The organism is Aeromonas sp. Y318-3 (assembly GCF_027706185.1).
Classification (GTDB): Bacteria; Pseudomonadota; Gammaproteobacteria; order Enterobacterales; family Aeromonadaceae; genus Aeromonas; species Aeromonas veronii.
This window is the reverse complement of sequence record NZ_JAPDCN010000008.1, coordinates 50,635-70,262: the sequence shown is the minus strand read 5'-3', so window position 1 is coordinate 70,262 and position 19,628 is coordinate 50,635. Positions and strand designations below refer to the sequence as shown.

At 59.6% G+C, this 19,628-nt stretch carries 19 protein-coding genes and 1 other RNA gene; 8 read left to right on the top strand and 12 right to left on the bottom strand.

Annotation, left to right across the window (positions count from 1 at the left end; translation table 11 throughout):
- Nucleotides 1-34: 34 nt before the first annotated feature.
- The 3 genes from narQ to OKB77_RS12660 all read left to right on the top strand — a co-directional run bounded on the left by narQ (nt 35) and on the right by OKB77_RS12660 (nt 3,064).
- The gene (gene narQ, locus OKB77_RS12670; RefSeq protein WP_005334468.1) at nt 35-1,747 is read left to right on the top strand and encodes a nitrate/nitrite two-component system sensor histidine kinase NarQ; all 1,713 of its coding nucleotides are present in this window, start codon (nt 35-37) and stop codon (nt 1,745-1,747) included.
- Nucleotides 1,747-2,385 carry a two-component system response regulator NarL gene (narL, locus tag OKB77_RS12665; protein ID WP_005334471.1) on the top strand — a complete coding sequence of 213 codons (639 nt, stop codon included), beginning with the start codon at nt 1,747-1,749 and terminating at the stop codon, nt 2,383-2,385. The genes narQ and narL overlap by 1 nt, the downstream gene beginning before the upstream one ends.
- 103 nt (nt 2,386-2,488) lie before the next feature.
- Nucleotides 2,489-3,064 (top strand): LON peptidase substrate-binding domain-containing protein, encoded by a 576-nt coding sequence (locus OKB77_RS12660; RefSeq protein ID WP_005334473.1) that lies wholly within the window; start codon nt 2,489-2,491, stop codon nt 3,062-3,064.
- 248 nt (nt 3,065-3,312) lie between these two features.
- Here the strand turns inward: OKB77_RS12660 and OKB77_RS12655 are convergent, their stop codons facing one another.
- Both OKB77_RS12655 and OKB77_RS12650 read right to left on the bottom strand, forming a co-directional pair.
- Nucleotides 3,313-5,409 carry an ATP-binding protein gene (locus OKB77_RS12655; RefSeq protein WP_270817768.1) on the bottom strand — a complete coding sequence of 699 codons (2,097 nt, stop codon included), beginning with the start codon at nt 5,407-5,409 and terminating at the stop codon, nt 3,313-3,315.
- 17 nt (nt 5,410-5,426) lie between these two features.
- Nucleotides 5,427-6,611: an FIST signal transduction protein gene (locus tag OKB77_RS12650; RefSeq protein ID WP_270817767.1), complete on the bottom strand. Its 1,185-nt coding sequence runs from the start codon at nt 6,609-6,611 to the stop codon at nt 5,427-5,429.
- 113 nt (nt 6,612-6,724) lie between these two features.
- Between OKB77_RS12650 and OKB77_RS12645 the strand changes: the two genes are divergently transcribed.
- A complete protein-coding gene (locus OKB77_RS12645; protein ID WP_005334480.1) occupies nt 6,725-7,639 on the top strand; it encodes a gluconeogenesis factor YvcK family protein in 915 nt (304 codons plus the stop codon).
- Nucleotides 7,640-7,681: 42 nt separating this feature from the next.
- Here the strand turns inward: OKB77_RS12645 and OKB77_RS12640 are convergent, their stop codons facing one another.
- The 3 genes from OKB77_RS12640 to lpcA form a co-directional block, all read right to left on the bottom strand.
- The gene (locus tag OKB77_RS12640) at nt 7,682-8,017 is read right to left on the bottom strand and encodes an Hpt domain-containing protein (RefSeq protein WP_270817766.1); all 336 of its coding nucleotides are present in this window, start codon (nt 8,015-8,017) and stop codon (nt 7,682-7,684) included.
- Nucleotides 8,018-8,308: 291 nt separating this feature from the next.
- Nucleotides 8,309-9,118 carry a class II glutamine amidotransferase gene (locus OKB77_RS12635; RefSeq protein ID WP_005334483.1) on the bottom strand — a complete coding sequence of 270 codons (810 nt, stop codon included), beginning with the start codon at nt 9,116-9,118 and terminating at the stop codon, nt 8,309-8,311.
- A 159-nt stretch (nt 9,119-9,277) separates the two neighbouring features.
- Nucleotides 9,278-9,856, bottom strand: a complete 579-nt coding sequence (lpcA, locus tag OKB77_RS12630) for a D-sedoheptulose 7-phosphate isomerase (protein WP_005334485.1) — start codon at nt 9,854-9,856, stop codon at nt 9,278-9,280.
- Between the two features lie 254 nt (nt 9,857-10,110).
- Between lpcA and fadE the strand changes: the two genes are divergently transcribed.
- Together fadE and OKB77_RS12620 are read left to right on the top strand one after the other, a co-directional pair.
- Nucleotides 10,111-12,567, top strand: a complete 2,457-nt coding sequence (gene fadE, locus OKB77_RS12625) for an acyl-CoA dehydrogenase FadE (protein WP_042054645.1) — start codon at nt 10,111-10,113, stop codon at nt 12,565-12,567.
- Nucleotides 12,568-12,746: 179 nt separating this feature from the next.
- Nucleotides 12,747-14,021 (top strand): amidohydrolase, encoded by a 1,275-nt coding sequence (locus OKB77_RS12620; protein WP_270656078.1) that lies wholly within the window; start codon nt 12,747-12,749, stop codon nt 14,019-14,021.
- 81 nt (nt 14,022-14,102) lie between these two features.
- Here the strand turns inward: OKB77_RS12620 and OKB77_RS12615 are convergent, their stop codons facing one another.
- Together OKB77_RS12615 and OKB77_RS12610 are read right to left on the bottom strand one after the other, a co-directional pair.
- A complete protein-coding gene (locus OKB77_RS12615) occupies nt 14,103-14,450 on the bottom strand; it encodes an RnfH family protein (RefSeq protein ID WP_270817762.1) in 348 nt (115 codons plus the stop codon).
- On the bottom strand, nt 14,443-14,877 hold the full coding sequence (locus tag OKB77_RS12610) for an SRPBCC family protein (protein ID WP_005334496.1): 435 nt from the start codon (nt 14,875-14,877) through the stop codon (nt 14,443-14,445). Before OKB77_RS12610 ends, OKB77_RS12615 begins: the two co-directional genes overlap by 8 nt.
- 169 nt (nt 14,878-15,046) lie before the next feature.
- Here OKB77_RS12610 and smpB point away from each other — a divergent pair, with 169 nt between their 5' ends.
- Both smpB and ssrA read left to right on the top strand, forming a co-directional pair.
- Nucleotides 15,047-15,535, top strand: a complete 489-nt coding sequence (gene smpB, locus OKB77_RS12605) for an SsrA-binding protein SmpB (RefSeq protein ID WP_005334498.1) — start codon at nt 15,047-15,049, stop codon at nt 15,533-15,535.
- Nucleotides 15,536-15,701: 166 nt separating this feature from the next.
- Nucleotides 15,702-16,061, top strand: a transfer-messenger RNA (tmRNA) gene (ssrA, locus tag OKB77_RS12600).
- Nucleotides 16,062-16,269: 208 nt separating this feature from the next.
- On the opposite strand, the gene OKB77_RS12595 is transcribed toward ssrA, so the two are convergent.
- The 5 genes from OKB77_RS12595 to OKB77_RS12575 all read right to left on the bottom strand — a co-directional run bounded on the left by OKB77_RS12595 (nt 16,270) and on the right by OKB77_RS12575 (nt 19,625).
- Complete coding sequence (locus tag OKB77_RS12595; protein ID WP_265182620.1) at nt 16,270-16,392, bottom strand: hypothetical protein; 123 nt, start codon at nt 16,390-16,392, stop codon at nt 16,270-16,272.
- A 206-nt stretch (nt 16,393-16,598) separates the two neighbouring features.
- Nucleotides 16,599-16,883 (bottom strand): DUF2845 domain-containing protein, encoded by a 285-nt coding sequence (locus tag OKB77_RS12590; protein ID WP_270817760.1) that lies wholly within the window; start codon nt 16,881-16,883, stop codon nt 16,599-16,601.
- Nucleotides 16,884-16,932: 49 nt separating this feature from the next.
- The gene (locus OKB77_RS12585) at nt 16,933-17,169 is read right to left on the bottom strand and encodes a hypothetical protein (protein WP_005346850.1); all 237 of its coding nucleotides are present in this window, start codon (nt 17,167-17,169) and stop codon (nt 16,933-16,935) included.
- Nucleotides 17,170-19,077 carry a hypothetical protein gene (locus OKB77_RS12580; RefSeq protein WP_270817759.1) on the bottom strand — a complete coding sequence of 636 codons (1,908 nt, stop codon included), beginning with the start codon at nt 19,075-19,077 and terminating at the stop codon, nt 17,170-17,172.
- Complete coding sequence (locus tag OKB77_RS12575; RefSeq protein ID WP_270817757.1) at nt 19,077-19,625, bottom strand: hypothetical protein; 549 nt, start codon at nt 19,623-19,625, stop codon at nt 19,077-19,079. Before OKB77_RS12575 ends, OKB77_RS12580 begins: the two co-directional genes overlap by 1 nt.
- Between the last annotated feature and the right edge of the window lie 3 nt (nt 19,626-19,628).

The window sequence follows — 19,628 nt, the reverse complement described above, 5'->3', positions numbered from 1 at the left end:
GGGTACTTATCACTATTCAGAGGTGCGCATCAGTATGGGAAAACGGTTCAGGGTCCATTCGGTCAGCAGTGCCATTGGCCGCGCCATGGTGTTGATCCTCTTCATGGCCAGCCTGATCGCGCTGGTCGCCATGGTCACCCTCTTCTACTCGGTACCCGATGCCAAGGCGATCAACCTCTCCGGTTCGCTGCGGATGCAGGCCTACCGGATGGCCTACGAAATCGAGCGGGGCGACAGCGTGCTGGGGCGCCTCTCCCAGTTTGAAGAGACCCTGCACGCCGAAGAGCTGCAGGAGACCCAACGCTGGATCACTCCTGCCTCCCTGCGTCGCACCTATGGCGAGGTGCTCGGCCAGTGGCAGGTAATGCGCCAGCACATCGAGGATCGCACCCCCAGACGGTACACCGATAACACCGAGCAGTTTGTGGCGGCCATCGACAATTTCGTCAATCAGATGCAGTACCACGTGGAATTCAAGGTGAGGATGCTGGCACTGGCAGAGGGGCTCGGCCTGCTGGCCATCATCACCATCGCCTGGTTCACTGTGCGCTTCACCCGCCAGCAGGTGGTCGCCCCCCTCAACCAGCTGGTCTACTGTGCCCGCCAGATCCAACGGCAGGATTTCGATCTTAAGCTGCCCGCCCACGGCGAAAACGAGCTGGGGGAGCTCTCGCGTGCCTTCGTCACCATGGCAGACGAGCTGGGCAAGCTCTATCGGGAGCTGGAAAACAAGGTGGAAGAGAAAACCGCCAAGCTGCAACAGGCCAACGACACACTCTCGTTTCTCTACTCGACCGCCCAGAAGCTGCACGCCGCCCCGCTCAGCACCCGCACCCTCATCAAACTGCTGGACCGTGCTGCCGCCCACCAGCATATCGACCATATCCGGCTAACCCGCTTCGAGCACAACGCCATGCCGGTCTACATCTCGGGGCGCACCGGCTGGCCCGGCGATCTCGATGCGGTGGCCAGCTTTTATCTGCAGATGGATGAGCAGGAGTTCGGCCGCCTCGACATCATCAGCCAACACCCCATCGATGAGCGGTTGATTAAAAACTTCACCATGCTGCTGGCTCAGGTGCTGCACAAAGACCAGACCCTGCTGCAACAGCAACGACTGCTGCTGATGGAGGAGCGGGCGGTGATCGCCCGGGAGCTGCACGACTCGCTGGCGCAGGCCCTCTCCTACCTCAAGATCCAGTCCACCCTGCTCAAGCGCTCTTACGCCAAGGGGCAACATGACAAGGCGCAGGAGGCGATGCAGCAGATCGACGAGGGGCTTAGCAATGCCTATACCCAGTTGCGCGAACTGCTCGGCACCTTCCGTCTCACCATTGGCGATGCCAATCTGGGGGAAGCAATCCGGGTGATGCTTGATCAACTGCAACCTCAAACCCAGGCCGAAATCCGGTTCCATTACGGACTGGCCGACAACGACCTGGAGGCGGGCCAGCATATCCACATTTTGCAGTTGATCCGTGAGGCAGTGCTCAATGCCATCAAACATGCAAACGCGCAAGTGATTGATGTTAGCTGTGAGACCCTCGCCAGTGGTAACATTGAGGTTCAGATTTCAGATGACGGTGTCGGGATCGGACTCGCCAGCTCGGCGATCAACCATTACGGGTTGAGCATCATGAACGAGCGCGCCAGCAAACTGCACGGTCTGCTGACCATCAACGAGCAGCAACCACAAGGCACCTGCGTGCATCTGACCTTTCCCACCAGTCTAGCGAGAGACGCCTGATGGACGAGATGAAATACACAGTTCTGGTCGTAGATGACCATCCCCTCATGCGCAAAGGGATTGTGCAGTTGCTGGCTCTGGAAGAGAACATGGAGGTGACCGGTGAAGCCTCCAACGGCACAGATGCCGTGGCGCTGGCCAAAGAGTCCGAGCCGGATCTGATCCTGCTCGACCTCAACATGAAGGGGCTCTCCGGCCTCGATACCCTCAAGGCGCTGCGGGCCGAAGAGATCACCTCCCGGGTGGTGATCCTCACCGTCTCCGATGCCCGTCAGGATGTGGTGGCTTTGCTCAAGGCCGGTGCCGACGGCTACCTGCTCAAGGATACCGAGCCTGATCTGCTGCTGGCCCAGCTGGCCGACGTGATGACTGGCAAGCAGATCCTGAGCGAACCGCTGCGCCCCTATCTCGAAAACATCTACGAGCTGGATCACCTGCAGCAGAAGCTGGAAAGCTTAACGCGTCGCGAAATGCAAATCCTGCGCGAAATTGCAAAAGGCCTCTCCAACAAACAGGTCGCCTCGGTGCTCCATATCTCCGAGGGAACGGTCAAGGTTCACGTGAAGAGCCTGCTGAAGAAACTCGAGGCGCAAAGCCGCGTGGAAGCGGCTGTCATGTATCTGGAGCAGCGCAACTAAGCGCCCTCAACCGCCCGAAAAGCCACCCTCCGGTGGCTTTTTTCATTCTCTGGCACAGTCGCTGCATTGTCATATTCAGCAACTACTCAATGGAGGATGGAACATGAAACTACAACCTTTGGCACTGTTCCCCTTGCCTTCCCACATACTGCCGGGTGGCAAGCTTCCTCTGCGTCTGTTCGAGCCACGCCACCTGCAGATGCTCAAGGAATCATTCATCAACGATCAGGGCTTTGGCATCGTGATGGAAGAGTCGACCACCTCGGGACAATCCGGCCGCATTCTGCCGGTGGGCACCCGGGTCAAGGTGACTGACTTCTACACCCTCAATGATGGCCTGCTGGGTGTGACGGTGCTGGGACTGGAGCGCTTCTGCATCCACGAGATGGAAACAGACGAGATGGGCCTGCGCCGGGCCAAGGTGGAGATGCTGCCCAACTGGCCGAGCACCCACTCAGATTTCAACGACAAGCTGCTGGTCAATCGCCTGCGGGAAGTGTTCGAGCAGTATCCGGAGCTTGATGAGCTCTATCCGGACAAGCGCTTTGAAGATGCCGCCTGGCTCTGCCAGCGCTGGCTCGAGATATTGCCGATGCCGATTTACGAAAAGCAGATGCTGATTGCCAAACAAAACAGCGAAGCGGCCCGTAAATTTCTGCATCGCCTGATTTCACAATGACAAAAACAGCGTTGCAAAATGCAATTATTCCAACAATGAAAATGTGAAATTCGCATTTTGCGAGTAAGTAGGAACGCAAAACGCCATAACAAGAGAGAGCCGCTGCGCTAAACGGCCAAAATTGAACACAAAAGAGTCTAAAAAAGTTGGCACAGATTTTTCATATAGATTTGTACAACCCGATTTATCCCGTGCTCTCTTCAGTATTTGCTGAAGAACTGGTCAACCCACAAAGTTGACCATTTTTTTTATCCGCGCGTCGGCAACCGCTGACCAAAGTGACGCTGCAAACACTCTCTCAGCCGTGACAAGGTGATAGGCTTGGCGAGAAAGTCATCCATCCCCTGCGCCAGACAGCACGCCTTGTCCTCCGCCATCGCATTGGCCGTCAGGGCGACGATAGGCATGGTGCATCCCAACTCCCGCAACCGGCGAGTCGCTTCCAGTCCGTCCATCAGGGGCATCCGCATATCCATCAGGATCAAATCCGGGAGCTGCTCATCCACCTGCGCCAGCGCCTCCAGACCATTGGCAGCCAGCCGTACCTTGCCCACCAGTTTTTGCAGCATCAGCGATACCACCAGCTGATTCACCGGGCTGTCCTCCACCACCAGCACATCCAGTGGCAGCAGTGCCGAAGCCCCCTCCTCCCGCTGCGGCTGACTATGGCAGGGTAGCGCCATGCCGGGCAGTTCGAACCAGAAACAGCTTCCCTTACCCGGCTCGCTCTTCAGGTGGATCTCACCTCCCATCAGGGTAACCAGACGCTTGCTGATGGCAAGGCCCAGGCCGGTACCGGAAAAACGCCGGGTGGCCGAGTTGTCGACCTGGGAGAAGGGTTCAAACAGCAGCGCCTGATCCGCATCGGCGATCCCGATCCCGGTGTCGGAGACCGAGATCAGCAGCTTCTCATCCTGCCAACCCAGGTGCAGTGTCACCTGCCCCTGCTCGGTAAACTTGAGGGCGTTGTCCAGCAGATTGCCCATCACCTGTGACAGACGCATCGGATCCCCCTGCAACTCCCGGGGGACGGAGTCATCGACCCGATAAACCAGCGCGATCCCCTTGGCGGTCGCGCGAGCTTGCAGCGGCTCGACCAGGGATTGGCAAAGCTGGACGGGTTGCAGGGTCTCGCAGTGAAACACCAGGGTTTGCGACTCGATTTTCGAAAAATCGAGCACGTCGTCGATGATGGTTTGCAGCAATCTGGCCGAGTGGGTGGCATGGCGCAGCAGGCTCTGTTGCTCCGGCGCCAGCTCGGCATGCTGCACCAGATCGAGCATCCCCAACACCGCATTCATGGGCGAGCGGATCTCGTGGGTCATCATGGCCAGAAACTGGGACTTGGCACGGTTGGCCGCTTCGGCCTCATCCCGTGCCCGCGCCAGCTCCTCTTCACGGCGGATCTGGTTGCTGATATCCCGGGCAGTGCCGCGATAACCGATAAACAGGCCATCATGGTCAAAACAGGGCTCGGCGCTCACTTCCATCCAGCAGGGGCCGTGTTGCAGCGCAACCTGCATCCGCACCCCTCGCACCGGCTGGCGCAGCGCCAAAAGCTGCAGGTATTTCTGGGCATCGCAGCTCTGCTTGTTGCAGACGTAGTCATAGAGGGTCGGCCGGGTCGCCTGCGGGGTCATCTCATCCAGATAACCCGGCTCAGAGGCATAACTGAGGCGATGCTCGGCATCGGTCTCCCAGAACCAGTCGGAGGCCATGGCGGCGAAGCTGCGAAAACGGCGTTCACTGGCCTGCAGGGCCTGAGTTTTTAACTCAACCTGCTCCTGCAAGCGGGCCCGATAGGCAATGTTGACCAGCGCTTGTGAAATCAACGGACGGCAGCGCTGCATGGCCGCCTTGCTGGTGAGATCGAAGGAGCCGGCCAGCGAGTGCCGACAGAGGATAACGGCGGTAAAGCCGGGGGCCTGCAGCCCGGTCAGCATCAGGCTGGCCCAGCCCGGCTCGCTCGCCAGCGGTGCCAGCTCAGGCAACTGGAACGGGTCATAGATCACCAACGTCTCTCCGGCAATGGCACGAGCAAAGGCCGGGGTCATCAACCAGCTGCGACCGCACTGTTCCGGCTCGGTACTGAGGTGGGTGATGCCCTGTTCCCCACTCCAGGCCACCACATCCGCATGTTCAAATCCAATAAAGGGCTTGAGCACTTGAATGAGGCTCTCCAGCACCTGCTCCAGCGTTTTGGCATCAGCCAGTGTGGCCACCCCTTTCAGCAGGGTATGGGATTCATGACGATACTTGGCCTCGCGCTCACGACAGCGCATAAGATCGACCAGGGTCGCCTGCAGTTTGTCGCCAAGGGCTTCCAATTCACTGTTGCCAATCATCTTGTATCCTGCTCTGCTCAAGCGGTCAGAAAGATCACACTCGATACCATCAGGTTGCCGTGGGCCAGCTCGCCATTGGGCAGCCGCCCCTGCTCGCCGAAGGTAAAGGGGGTGATAAAAGGGATCTTGCCGAGGCGAGCCTGGCTCTGCTCGACAAATTGGCACAACATATCACCTAGCGCCAAACGACAACCAGCACAAAAGATGATGAGAGCGCCGATAGGCTGCAATTCCACATCGACCCCATATCCTGGCTCGACGCGCATGGCATTGAGGCTGCGCTGCAGCAACCCTTCCTGACTGCTGTACATCAACAGCAGACGCTCCCCTTGCACCACATCGGTAAAGAGCCGCAGCCCGCCCTGTTCGGTCACAGCTTCAGGATGGGAGAGTTTGTAGTAAGGAATGCCATCCAGCGCTCCCACCTGACGAGCCAGCGGGGTGAGCGTGGTCTCCCGCAAAATCGCCCCCACCGGCCAGGGCTGCTCGCGCCCGCACCAGCGGGCATAGACCTCAGCGGCAGGCTGATGATCGATGGTGAGTACCTCCCGCCCGTTGCAGGTGGTGATCTCGCCACTGAATTCGGCAGGCACATAACCGGAGTGAAACTGAAAAGCGAGCTGGCAATCGGGATAGAGCACCGCCAGACAGATGCCATCCTGAGCCACCGCCTCATCCCAGCAGAGCTGCCAGTCACCGCTGACACTGCTATCAGCCGCGGATCCACCGACCACCGGCACCGAGGCACCGAGTTCGGCCTCGATACCGGCCAGCAGCCCCTCTTCCTTGCCGGGACTGGCGTGAAACAGGATCAACTGGGGCAGCTCGCCCGGTCGACCACAGTCGCTCATGGCTCGGCGCAGCAACTGCCGCACATCCACCCCGTCACCGCTGGCACCGGCTACCCCGAATGCCCCTTTCTCATCGTACAAGGCAGCAACGGCCAGCCCATATCCATCTCGGGCATGGTGTCCCATCTCGGTCATGACGCCACCGCAAGAGCTGCACCCAAGCAGGCGGGTCGTCGGGAACTGGCGTTTGAGCGCGTCGCGCAGTATCGCCCCCTCATGGGCTTGGGTAAAATAGAGTAACAGCAGGGAGGGGGCCTGATCGGCATGGTGGCGCAGCTGCGCGCAGATATCTTGGGCCGCCAGCGATGAATTCTGGGCGAGGGAGTGAACGGTCAGAAATTTCAACACCATCTCCTTGTTTTATCGAATGGCAGCCTCAAGCAAAAATCATACCTTTATCAAACAATTATCTCGCTTCGCTTGCTAACATAGCGGTCAACTGAGACCAATGACAGGACGCCCATATGTGGCAAAAAAACATCAATGACTTCGATCGGGTCGTTGCCATCGGTGGTGGCCATGGCATGGGACGAGTGCTTTCGTCCCTCTCGTTTCTCGGTCAACGGCTCACCGGCATCGTCACCACCACAGATGATGGCGGCTCGACCGGACGCCTGCGCAAGAGTCAGGAGTGCATCGCCTGGGGCGATCTGCGCAACTGCCTGAACCAGCTGGTGACCGATCCCAGCATCGGCAGCCTGTTGTTCGAGTACCGCTTCGCCGGCAAAGGCGAGCTGGCGGGCCACAACCTTGGCAACCTGATGCTGCTGGCGCTCGATAATCTCTGTGTCCGTCCTCTTGATGCTATCAAGCTGATCAGTGACATGCTCAAAATCGAGTCACAATTGCTACCCATGTCTGAATTTCCCACCGATCTCTGCGCCCATATGGAGTGTGGCACCCAGATCCTGGGAGAGGTATCCATCGATCAACTGGCAACACCGCCTCTCTCCCTCGGCCTGATGCCGGAAGTGCAAGCGACCCGGGAAGCGGTGCTGGCATTGCAGCAGGCGGACATGATCATTCTGGGGCCGGGCAGTTTCCTCACCTCCATCATGCCGCCACTGCTGCTGGCCGAGATCGCCCAGGCCATCAACGAGAGCAGCGCCATGCTGGTTTTCGTCTGCAATCTGGTGGCGGAGAACGGTCCTGCCAGCCAGCTGGATCTGATGAGTCAGTGTCGCTGGCTGGAATCCCGGGTCGGTCAGGGTCGGCTGGATGCCATCCTGGCCCCACAAGGCGCGGGTGATGCGGGGGACTGGCAAGGGCGAGTGATCGAAGCCGAGCTGGGCGAGCTTGAGCTGCCCCATCGGCACGATCGGTTGAAGCTGAAACTGGCGCTGGACCGGATCATCCAGCAACTGCTCAACCAGCGTTAGGCAACGGTCATGGCGCCCCGGCATCCCTGCATAGCGCCGCCGTTACTGATAATCGGCAAGAAACGCCAGCACCCGGGGCAAGGAGGCCTCCAGCAGTTGCAACTGGCGCTCTGCCTCGGCCACATCGGCCTGCTTGCTGGCCATCTCCAGCGCCATCACCTGCTGATAACTCGGTATGGCGCCATAGCTGCCACAGGATGATTTCATGCTGTGCGCCACCCGAGCCAGCGCCTCCCACTCTCCCTGTTCATAGAGGGGTCTGAGCTGACTCAGCTGCTCGCCCACCTCTTCAATAAAGACTGCGATGACCACGGGCAGCATATCCGGACCGATATCCTCTGCCAGCTGCTGCAACACCTTGCGATCCACCCACTCCATGCGAGGCTCCTCCTGAACGGTATTCAAACAGACCATACTATAGATAGTTTTCGATGTCGTGGCTCACGGCCAGGCAGTGATGAAGCACCCGATTGGATGGCTCAGGGAATAAAGTGGCAAAAAATGTGATCAGTATCGAAATAGCGATGCTGAAACGCCCGTCAAGACAACAACTTGATTGCCATAAATTAACAATTGATCAACACTTAATGCCGTCAGAGTGATGATGCTCAGCAACACCTCTCATCCCTTTTGCCTTTTATGGCTGCTGCGAAGAACCAGGGTAGGTATCTACCCTGGTATTTTTTTATCTTGCTCAAACGCGACCTGGTTGGTCGCCACCCGCTCCCCCATGCGAAACAGATTGAATTCGCCGGGCGCCATTTTGACCCAATTCTCATTGCCGGTCAGCGGACGGGTGGTGATCAGGGTCACCACATCGTTGGGGGTGGTCTCCCTTTGAAAGTCGATCACCACCTCCTCATCCAGCAGGCTCGCCTCGCCAAAGGGCGCACAGCGGGTCAGCCAGTGCAGGTTGTTGCTGCAGTAGCTCATCACATACTCCCCGTCCGAGAGCAGCATGTTGAACACCCCGAATGCTCTGAGCTCGTCACACAGGGTGGCGAGATAGCGAAACATGGCGGGAAAGTTTGCCGGACGCTTGGGATATTTTTGCTCCAGTCGATCGAGCAGCCAGCAGAAGGCGTGCTCGCTGTCGGTATCCCCCACCGGCCGGTGGCGGCCGGTTGGCAGCTTCTTGTAGCCGGTGAGCTGACCGTTGTGGGCGAAGGTCCAGTAACGACCCCACAGCTCACGGGTAAAGGGGTGGGTATTTTCCAGTGACACGCAGCCACGGTTGGCCTGCCGAATGTGGCTGACCACGGCGCAGCTCTTGATGGGCAGCGCCTGTACCAGTCTGGCGATGGGAGATTGGGCGCTGGGCTCGGGATCCTTGAAGGTTCGAAAGCCCTTCCCCTCGTAGAAGGTGATCCCCCAGCCATCCTTGTGGGGCCCGGTCTTGCCGCCGCGCAGCATCAACCCGGTAAAGCTGAAGCAGATATCGGTCGGCACATTGGCACTCATGCCGAGCAGTTCGCACATATCCGGCAGACTCCTTTCATGATTTGGCTTGTGTCATGTTCGACCAGCACGCTGGTTCGACAGACAGCAGGGGAAGGCGCAATCCCTTCCCCTGTGACTGGCAACAACCGGCCGATGGCGAACCATGGGCGTTGCCCTTGTCTGGTGACGATGGCCTGATTACTTGGCCATCTCTTTTTCGACCAGCTGGATCAGGATGTGGATCACCTTGATGTGCACTTCCTGAATACGGTCGGCATAGCCAAAGTGCGGCACGCGGATCTCGACATCCGCCAGACCCGCCATCTTGCCGCCATCCTTGCCGGTCAGTGCGATCACTTTCATGCCTTTGGCGCGGGCAGCCTCGATGGCTTTCAGGATATTGCCGGAGTTGCCGCTGGTGGAGATGCCAAGCAGTACGTCGCCACGGCGGCCGACCGCTTCCACATAGCGGGAGAAGACATAGTCATAGCCAAAGTCGTTGGAGACGCAGGATAGGTGGCTCGGATCGGAGATGGCAATACCGGCATAACCCGGGCGGTTCTCGCGGTAACGACCGGTCAGCTCTTCGGCAAAGTGCATGGCGTCACAGTGGGAGCCACCGTTGCCACAGGAGAGCACCTTGCCCTCTTCTTTGAAAGAGTCAGCCAGCAGTTTGGCGGCCGCTTCGATGTTTTTCAGGTTCTGTTCATCAGCCAGGAAGGCCTGCAGCACGCTGGCAGCTTCGGTCAGTTCATTGCGGATCAATTCTTGGTACATGATGTCTCTTCCACTGTTTTTAGTGTGCGTGTAGATCGCGGCTATTCTCGCACAAGCGAATCGCACAGTCGCCCCCCTGCGAGCCACAGCGCTGGCGTCGCGTGAGCGTTATGGGGATCACAGAGAGAAGGTAATGAAGATGTAAACAGCTTGATAACTTTGTGCGTATGAATTACAACAGGGGCCATATCCAACAGGTCAGACCTCTGGATCAGTTACGCCACGTTGGCAATCTTTCACGCAAGGAGCAAGCAATGACGACGACCCTCACTCTGCTCGGGGTGATCTTGGTTATCGGAGCCCTGGCCTATCGCCGGGCATCCCTGTTCATCTCCACCCTGGTCACCGGCGCCGCCCTGGTGCTTGGCGCCATCTATGGTCATGTGCCCTTGCTGGTATGGGCGCTGTTCGCGGTGATCGCCATCCCGCTCAATCTGGTGGAATTTCGCCGCAATCAAATAACCAAGCCGCTGTTCAAGATCTACAAATCGATCATGCCGGAGATGTCCCGCACCGAGAAAGAGGCGATTGAAGCGGGCACCACCTGGTGGGAAGCCGATCTGTTCGCGGGCAACCCGGACTGGAAAAAGCTGCACGCCATCCCGGTCAGCACCCTCTCTGCCGAAGAGCAGGCCTTTATGGATGGTCCGGTCGAGGAAGTGTGCCGCATGGTGAGCGACTGGGAAGTGACCCACGAGCGCGCGGACCTCTCCCCCGAGGTGTGGCAATACCTGAAGGACAACAAGTTCTTCGCCATGATCATCAAGAAGAAATATGGCGGTCTGGAGTTCTCGGCCTACGCCCAGTCATGTGTCCTGCAAAAACTGTGCGGCGCCAGCGCCGTGCTCGCCTCTACCGTCGGCGTACCCAACTCGCTGGGCCCGGGCGAACTGCTGCAGCACTATGGCACCGACGAGCAGAAGGATTACTACCTGCCCCGTCTGGCGGTAGGTAAAGAGATCCCCTGCTTCGCCCTGACCAGCCCGGAAGCGGGTTCTGATGCCGGTTCCATCCCCGACTTCGGTATCGTCTGCAAGGGCGAGTGGGAAGGCAAAGAGGTGCTCGGTATGCGCCTCACCTGGAACAAGCGCTACATCACGCTCGCCCCCATTGCTACCGTGCTGGGTCTGGCCTTCAAACTGCGTGATCCGGAACACCTGCTGGGTGAAGAGGAAGAGCTCGGTATCACCTGCGCCCTCATTCCCACTCACATCAAGGGTGTCGGCATCGGCCGTCGCCACTTCCCGCTCAACGTGCCGTTCCAGAACGGCCCGACCCAGGGCAAGGATGTGTTCGTCCCGCTCGATTTCATCATCGGTGGCCCGGCCATGGCCGGTCAGGGCTGGCGCATGCTGGTCGAGTGTCTGTCAGTCGGTCGCGGCATCACCTTGCCCTCCAACAGCACAGGTGGCGTCAAGATGCTGGCCCTAGCAAGCGGCGCCTATAGCCGCATCCGTCGCCAGTTCAAGCTGCCCATCGGCAAGATGGAAGGGATTGAAGAGCCGCTGGCCCGCATCGGTGGCAACGCCTATATCATGGGCGCCGCAGCCAACCTGACCGTGACAGGTATCGACCTTGGCGAGAAACCCTCGGTCATCTCCGCCATCGTCAAATACCACCTCACTGACCGTGCCCAGAAGTGCATCATCGATGCCATGGACATCCACGGCGGCAAGGCCATCTGCATGGGCCCCAACAACTATCTGGCCCGTGGCTATCAGGGTGCCCCCATCGCCGTTACGGTGGAAGGGGCCAACATCCTGACCCGCAGCATGATCATCTACGGTCAGGGCGCTATCCGCTGCCACCCGTATGTACTGCCGGAGATGCTGGCCGCCAGCCATCCCGACAAGGAGCAGGCGCTGAAAGATTTCGACAAGGCGGTATTCAGCCACGTCGGCTTTGCCATCAGCAACCTGGTACGCAGCTTCTGGCTCGGTATCACCGGCGCCCGCTTTGCCGCGGCCCCTTACAAGGATCAGACCAAGGGCTACTACCAGCAACTCTCCCGCCTCTCGGCCAACCTGGCGTTCCTGTCAGACATGGCGATGGGCACTCTGGGTGGCGAGCTCAAGCGCAAGGAGCGGGTCTCCGCCCGCCTTGGCGACGTGCTGAGCCAGCTCTATCTCGCCTCCAGCGCCCTCAAGCGCTATCAGGACGAGGGACGCCAGCAGGCCGACCTGCCGCTGCTGCACTGGGCACTGCAAGATGCCATGTTCAAGGCACAAGAGGCGATCGACGAGCTGCTGCGCAACTTCCCGAACCGGTGGATTGGCCTTGCCCTGCGCGCCGTGGTGCTGCCGCTGGGTCGTGACCTGAACCGTCCATGCGACAAGCTGGATCAACAGGTTGCCCGTCTGCTGCAAACCCCGAGCGAGACCCGTAGTCGCCTGGCCAAGGGGCAGTATCTGACCCGCGAAGAGGGCAACCCCTTCGGTCTGCTGGAGCAGGCGCTCGATGACGTACTGGCCGCCGAGCCGCTGTTCGAGAAAGTCTGCAAGAGCGATGGTATCAAGCGTCCCTTCATGGCGCTGGACAAGGTGGCCGACATCGGCCTGGCCGCTGGCGTACTGACCCAGAGCGAAGCCGAGCTGCTGCGCCGCGCCGAAGTAAGTCGCCTGCGCACCATCAACGTCGATGATTTTGACCCCATCGATCTGGTGGCCAACAAGAAACTGTTTGAAGCCTCCGCTTACCATCACGCGGCCTGATAACCAGCTATCGACAACGCCTCCCTTGTGGAGGCGTTTTTTATGGGCGCTCACCACTATTCACTGCCCTCACAGCCACCACTCGCACGCACAGCTCCCCCGACCAGCTGCAGCCCCCGTGTGGTCAGCCGGGAAAAAAGGCACAATAGCCGACAAATCGAATCACCAAGGAAGCCAAGATGACCCTTGAGCACCTGATCCTGTGGCGCCGCGACCTGCACCGCCTGCCGGAAGCCGCCTGGAAAGAGTTTCGCACCACCAGCCTGATTGCCCACCACCTGAGCGAGCTCGGTTATCGCATCGTGCTCGGCGACAAGCTGCTGGCCAGCAATCTGATGATGGGCCGTGATGTGGATGTGGCGGCCGAGAAGGCTCGCGCCCGCCGTCAGGGGGCCCATCCCGACTGGCTGGAGCGGATCGGCGATGTCACTGGCCTGATGGGCGAGCTGGATACCGGCCGTCCCGGTCCGACCCTGGCCTTTCGCTTCGATATCGATGCGGTGGAGGTGGAAGAGTCCGACGCCGAACAGCACCAACCGCAGCAAGAGGGTTTTGCCTCCCACAACAAGGGGTGGATGCACGCCTGCGCCCACGATGGCCACACCGCCATCGGCATGGGGCTGGCCAGCCGCCTGATGGCGATGAAGGAGCAGCTGTGCGGTCGCATCAAGCTCTTCTTCCAACCCGCCGAAGAGGGGTGCCGCGGTGGCAAGGCGCTGGCTGCCGGTGGCGCACTCGATGACGTGGATGCCCTGCTCTCGCTCCATATCGGTATTCACGCTGGCAGCGGCGAGCTGGTGATCAACCCCACCGAGTTTCTCTGCTCCACCAAGTTCGACGTCCACTTTATGGGCACCGCCGCCCACGCGGGACTCGAACCCAACGCAGGCAGCAATGCGCTGGCCGCCGCCTGCATGGCCACCACCTCCATGCTCGGCATTCCCCGCCACCGCGACGGCATGACCCGCATCAACGTCGGCCAGCTTCACGCAGGCAGCGGTCGCAACGTCATCCCCGATCATGCCGAGCTGCGCGGTGAGACCCGCGGCGCCGACAGCGCGCTCAACGACTACATGTTCAGTCAGGTACAGCGCATCGTCGAAGGTACCGCCCTAGCCCACGGTGTCACCTACCGCATCATCAAGCAGGGTGAGGCCATTGCCCTCGACAACAGTCCGGCGCTGCAGGCCGAGCTGGCGGCGCTGGCCCGCAAGCAAGGGCTCGCCACTATCCAGACTCGCCGCTTTGGCGCCAGCGAAGATGCCGGTTTTCTGATGGAGCGGGTGCAAAAGCAGGGGGGCGAAGCGGCTTACCTCATCCTGGGGGCCGATCTGGCGGCACCACACCATCACAACGAATTCGATTTCGATGAGCGGGTGATGCAAAGCGGGGTAGAGCTACTGGCCGCCTGGGCCCGTGCCCGACTGGGTGTGGCAGAAGCCACCCTCTCTTGATATCCCCTCGGCAAGCTCACCGGCTAACGGGATCAAAAAAAGGCGCCTCGGCGCCTTTTTTCTGCAAGAAAAACCTGAGCGCTACTCGCGGTGCTTGCGATGCACATCAGGGCGACCACCGGTCACGCTATCGGCTCTCCCCTCCTCTTTGGCCTTCTCGGCCCGCTTTTTGCGCATCTCGCGGGGATCGGCGATGAGCGGGCGGTAGATCTCGATACGATCCCCTTCGTGCAGCGGCTCGCTCCCTTTCACCGGGCGGCTGTAGATACCGAACTTGTTGACCGCCAGATCGATCTCGGGGTGTTTTTGCACGATGCCGGACTGCTCGATGGCCGCCAGCACGCAGGTCTCGGGCGCCACCCGCAGGGCAATCACCGTCTGCTGCTGCGGCAAGGCATAGACAACCTCGATGTTGAGCTGGTCAGACACCGTATACCTCCTTCGCCCGGTTGGAGAAGGCGGAGACCATGGAGCTCACCAGATCGCGGAATACCTGACCAAAGGCCACCTCGATAAGCTTGGAGGTAAACTCGAAATCGAGATCAAACTCCACCTTGCAGGCATCCACATCGAGCGGGGTAAAGGTCCACCAGCCCGCCAGCTTGCGGAACGGGCCATCCACCAGCTCCATCCTGATCTGGCGGTTCACATCAAGCTGATTGCGGGTAGTAAAGGTCTTGGCAATCCCCGCCTTGGCCACATCGACCGACGCCATCATGTAGTCATCGCCAGCCTCGTGGACACGGCTGCCGACACAGCCGGGCAAAAACTGCGGATAGGCATCCACATCGTTAACCAACTTGAACATCTGTTCTGCACTGAACATCACCAGGGCACTGCGCGTAATTCGGGGCATGGCTTTTCCTCATCCAATCGGCGCGATTTTATCACCATGTTTGGGGTTGTGGAGGTAAAACCTCAGCCAAACCGCTCAGAAAGCCACCACTTGACCTGCTGCGCGTTTTACAGCCGCCCCTGCCTACGTATAATACGAGCCTCCTAGTCATTGCCGGAAATCGCCCGTCATGAGCAAAAAAAACAGTAAAAACAAAGCCGGGTCCAGCACCATTGCACTCAACAGAACCGCGCGCCACGAATACTTCATCGAAGAGAAGATCGAAGCGGGTCTGTCCCTGCAAGGGTGGGAAGTCAAATCCCTGCGGGCGGGCAAGGCCAACATCAGCGAAGCCTATGTTATCTTCCGCGATGGCGAGGCCTATCTGTTCGGCTCCAGCTTCCTGCCACTGCAAGCGGCCTCCAGCCATGTGGTATGTGACCCGACCCGCACCCGCAAACTGCTGCTGAGCCGTCGTGAACTCGACAAGCTCGAAAGCCTGATTGCCCGTCAGGGCTACACCATAGTTCCCCTCGCCCTCTACTGGAAACAGTGCTGGGTCAAGGTCGAGATCGGCCTGGTGAAGGGCAAGAAAGAGCACGACAAGCGCGAAGATACCAAGGCCCGCGAATGGGATCGGGAGAAAGCCCGCATCATGAAGAACAAGCATCGCGGCTAACCTGCGACTGGCAGGATCAGAACGCCAGTTCACCTTCCCCCGGCGCAGCTGGCTCTTCAGGCTCAGCTGCGTACAATAAATCGGCAAACAGACTGGCTGCCAGAGGGAATGGGTATCAACGCCTTGCTATGACAGCATTTTTGCGTACAATCGCAATTAACAACTTGGGGCTGATTCTGGATTCGACAAGATTCACGAAACCCAAGGTGCATGCCGAGGTGCGGTAGGCCTCGTTAATAAACCGCAAAAAAATAGTCGCAAACGACGAAAACTACGCACTAGCAGCTTAATAACCTGCATAGAGCCCTTCTACCCTAGCTTGCCTGTGTCCTAGGGAATCGGAAGGTCATCCTTCACAGGATCGTGTGGAAGTCCTGCTCGGGGCGGAAGCATTAAAACCAATCGAGCTAGTCAATTCGTGGCGTGTCTCTCCGCAGCGGGTTGGCGAATGTAAAGAGTGACTAAGCATGTAGTGCCAAGGATGTAGTAATTTTGGACGGGGGTTCAAATCCCCCCAGCTCCACCAATTTAACTAGGACACCGACAGGACAAACCCAGAAAAAACAGCCACTTAGCAAAAACATAGCGACAGTGACTGGACCAAAACTGGAATCGAAATGATCCACTGGTGATCCAAGAGCAAGAAAGCCTGCAGAAATGCAGGCTTTTTTCTTTTCTGCCATCCAGGCATAGAAAAGCCCGCACAGTGGCGGGCCAATCCGAATCCTTCCGCGTCACGCTGACGCGGTGGCTTCATCGCGTAGTTTTTCCAGAATGCGCGCGATCTTGCTCTCCTCCTCAGGCGCCAGGTCCAGCGTCTCAACAAACTCTTCCAGTTCGCTTAGTAGTGATTCCATCCGATTTCCCCCTTGCTCTCCCAGTCTCTCGACTGTGAAACTGTAGCCCGCCGCGAAAAATGAAAAATGTTTTCGCTAAAAACGAAAACCCGCCACAACGGTGGTTTTATCAAACTTGGTGAACCGGTTTCGCAGACTTTGATAAGAGGTATCGAGGCGTTAAACGAAGGTATTTAAATGGCCACATCGCGTGGCCATTGTCTTTCTCAGCGGGTGAGGTCTTCTATCTTGACCACCTTGCCGTTGATGATGGTCACGGCCTGGGGGATAGAGTTCGCGCCTTGCTGATACGTCCAGCGCTCCCCGATCTTGGGGGCATCCAGCAGGCGCTCGTCGATAATGTCCTCCTTCATCTGCGGCTGGCCGCAGCTCTTGAGCACATTGAACGATGAGTCGCCATCGCTGATCAAGGCGCTCTTGCAGCGCATGGCGCCTGCGTTGACAGTCAGGGGCAGCAAGGCGACCAGGCCGAGTAACATCCAGTGTTTCATTTGTCCTCCGATGGATTGAATCAACAGACAAATGGTACCAATTGCACCTCTACACCTCCACTCTGGCAAAGGGCAGATCGGGGAGCTGGGTCACAATTGCACCATTCTCAGCCAGCACCCAACGGCCAACAGCAGCGCCGGTACCGAACACCCGCAGGCGAGAGCCGCCGACTTGCTCGATGAGGCTGGTACCGCGCAAGGTATCAACCAGGATCACCTTTCCCCTTACCCGCACCGTGCTCGGCAGCATGGCCTCAAACTTCTTCCATGGGTTGTTGCTCGCCATCTACGCCTCCATGTCCAAGTGTACTTCCAGGGTGACGTTCTGCCACACCGAGCTGATGCCAGAGGGCGCCAGCGCATTGCTGATGCACAGCGCTCTGGTATGACTGCCATCGGCCCGCAGCACCTTCACCAGCTGACCAGGCACCACCAAGCCAGGCGCCTGGCCCGGACGCATCAGCGGCAAGCGCAGGGTGATCAGCTCCTGCTCGCCCGAGTCAGCAATGACATTGCGGCCCCGCTCGGCATTGACCGGGTGAGTCTGGGCCAGCACATCACTGATATCCTCGCCGCTCTCGCTGCCTGCAGTGCCGGTGCGCACCACTTCGGTGACCACCCCGTGAGTGGTACCAGCAATCAATACCCGCTCAAGGCGGGGGCTGGATGCCGATTCGCTCGATTCTTCCGGGATCATCTCCTCGGGGATCAGATGGCTAAAAGCCGAATCCGGCGCCGTGGCCCAACGCCACGGGCTCACCAGATACCGGGGCTGCACCGTCACCTTATCCTCACTCATATGGGGCACCAGTACCGCCCCGGCGGCCTTGGCCAAGCGAGCCAGCAGCTCCTTGGGGGCCATCCGTTCACTGATGGAGCCCGGCGCAAGCGGCCAATCCGGGGTCTGCACCCACTCGCCATGGGCTGGGCGTTCAAGGGTGAAACCAAGCGGAGTCAGCAGCTCGGCGGCCAGCTGCCATGCGGTCAGCTCATTGGGCACGGCTACATCGACCAGTGAAGCCCACGGGCTATCGAGGAACTGAGTGCGCGAACGGGCCGTGAAGGGATAAACCTCACTGCCCAGGGAGCGGTTGACCCGGTAGCTTTGCACCGCAAACAGCCACGTCCAGCCGTTGATGGTCAGTTCGATATGACGCGGGCCAGTGGCGGTCGGCTTCACATAGGGCAGATTGGTCTTGCCCCGCAGCTCGCCGGTCAGCTCCCACACAAAGCTGTCGATATCCAGTTTCAGGCTCTGGTTGAACAGGGCGAGCGGTACACGCTCGCTGCCATTGACGGCAACACAGCTGATCTCGTTCATGATGATATAGGGCGCCGGTTTGGGGTTGATGGGGGGATCGCGATCGCCGATCTCGCCGCCCGAGTTATCACCGTGATCAAGACCCCAATCAGGGTCGAGCGGCTTGGCACCAACACCCCAGGGCATGGTATCGCTCTGGTCTGCCACGCGGGCATAACCCGCAGGCAAGCCATGGCCGGTATCACGGGGGGCAACGGGGCGGCTCGGTTGGGGCGATGCCAGCGACAGCACCAGGCTCATTGCCTGCCACTCGCCAGTGGCGGCGGTCAGGGCAAAATCCAGGCTGTAGCGGGTGGGTAGCCGGGTTAACAGAGGGGGCTGACCATCCCAGCGCAGCTCCCAGGGGCGATGACTGAGATCGGTGATATGCCAGCTGGTCTGGTTGGTCTGGTCTCGGGCTGGCGGCTGCTGCCATGGCGTGTTGTTGGCCAGATCCAGCGGCTTGGCCGCCTGCTGCCAACTGCCGAACACCGGGCGCTGATCGCGGGCCGTGCTCATCGCCAACCCCTGCCATTGGTTCAGATCCAGCTTGGTGGCCTGCAACCAGCCGCCAGCTTGGGCCAGATCGCGTGGGGTGGCCTGCGTCAGCGGCGCCTGCAGCTGATGATCCCGTACCACGGCACTACCGAACGGCAGCGCCTCACACAGATCGCTCTCGCGCAGGGTGCCAGCGTCCAGTGCCAGTTCGCTATCCGTCACCCGTGCCAGCCCCAACCAATGGCTGGCCACCCTGGACTGGATTGCCGGGGCCAAGGGCGGGCGCAACGCACCGCCCAGATAGAAATGAATGGTGGCGGCGGCGGGCAGGAACACCGGGCTGCGCGGCGTCTTGAATGCCAGCGGGATGGATGTCGCGGGGGGTGGCAGATACATCAGCTCACCTCAATGGCGGGTTGCAGCGGGCCATGGGCCACGATGGGCAGATATTGCCGGGTGCGGAACACCGCGCTGCCAACCTGCACCGCCGCATCTTCCGCTTGCGGCCAGACCGGCTCTTGGGTTCCTGCCGTGCCAGGCTGCTCGCAGACATAGACAAAGCCCGTCCACTCGGAGGGGCTGAGCACCTCCCCCACCTGATAGATGCGCTGCGGCTGGAAGGATTCCCCGAACAGAGAGATCCCCACCACCAGCACCTTGCCCTGGTAGGTCTGCCACTGAGCAGCAAAGGCCCCATCAGCGGCGCTGGTTACCTCGGCCAGCACCCGATACTGGCCATCTATGGGTTCGGCGCTCAGCACCAACACTTCGCGGGCGCGGCCAATATCGCGCACCGTGACCACACCAGCCACACGGCCTGTAATAATGCGTTCCAGCCAATCTGGCACATCGAACAGCACCGATGTGGCTGCGGGGGAAACGTAGGTTGCACTGGCATCAAACAATAGTGCACGAGGGTCAGCGGCCATTAAATAGGGTGTCATCAC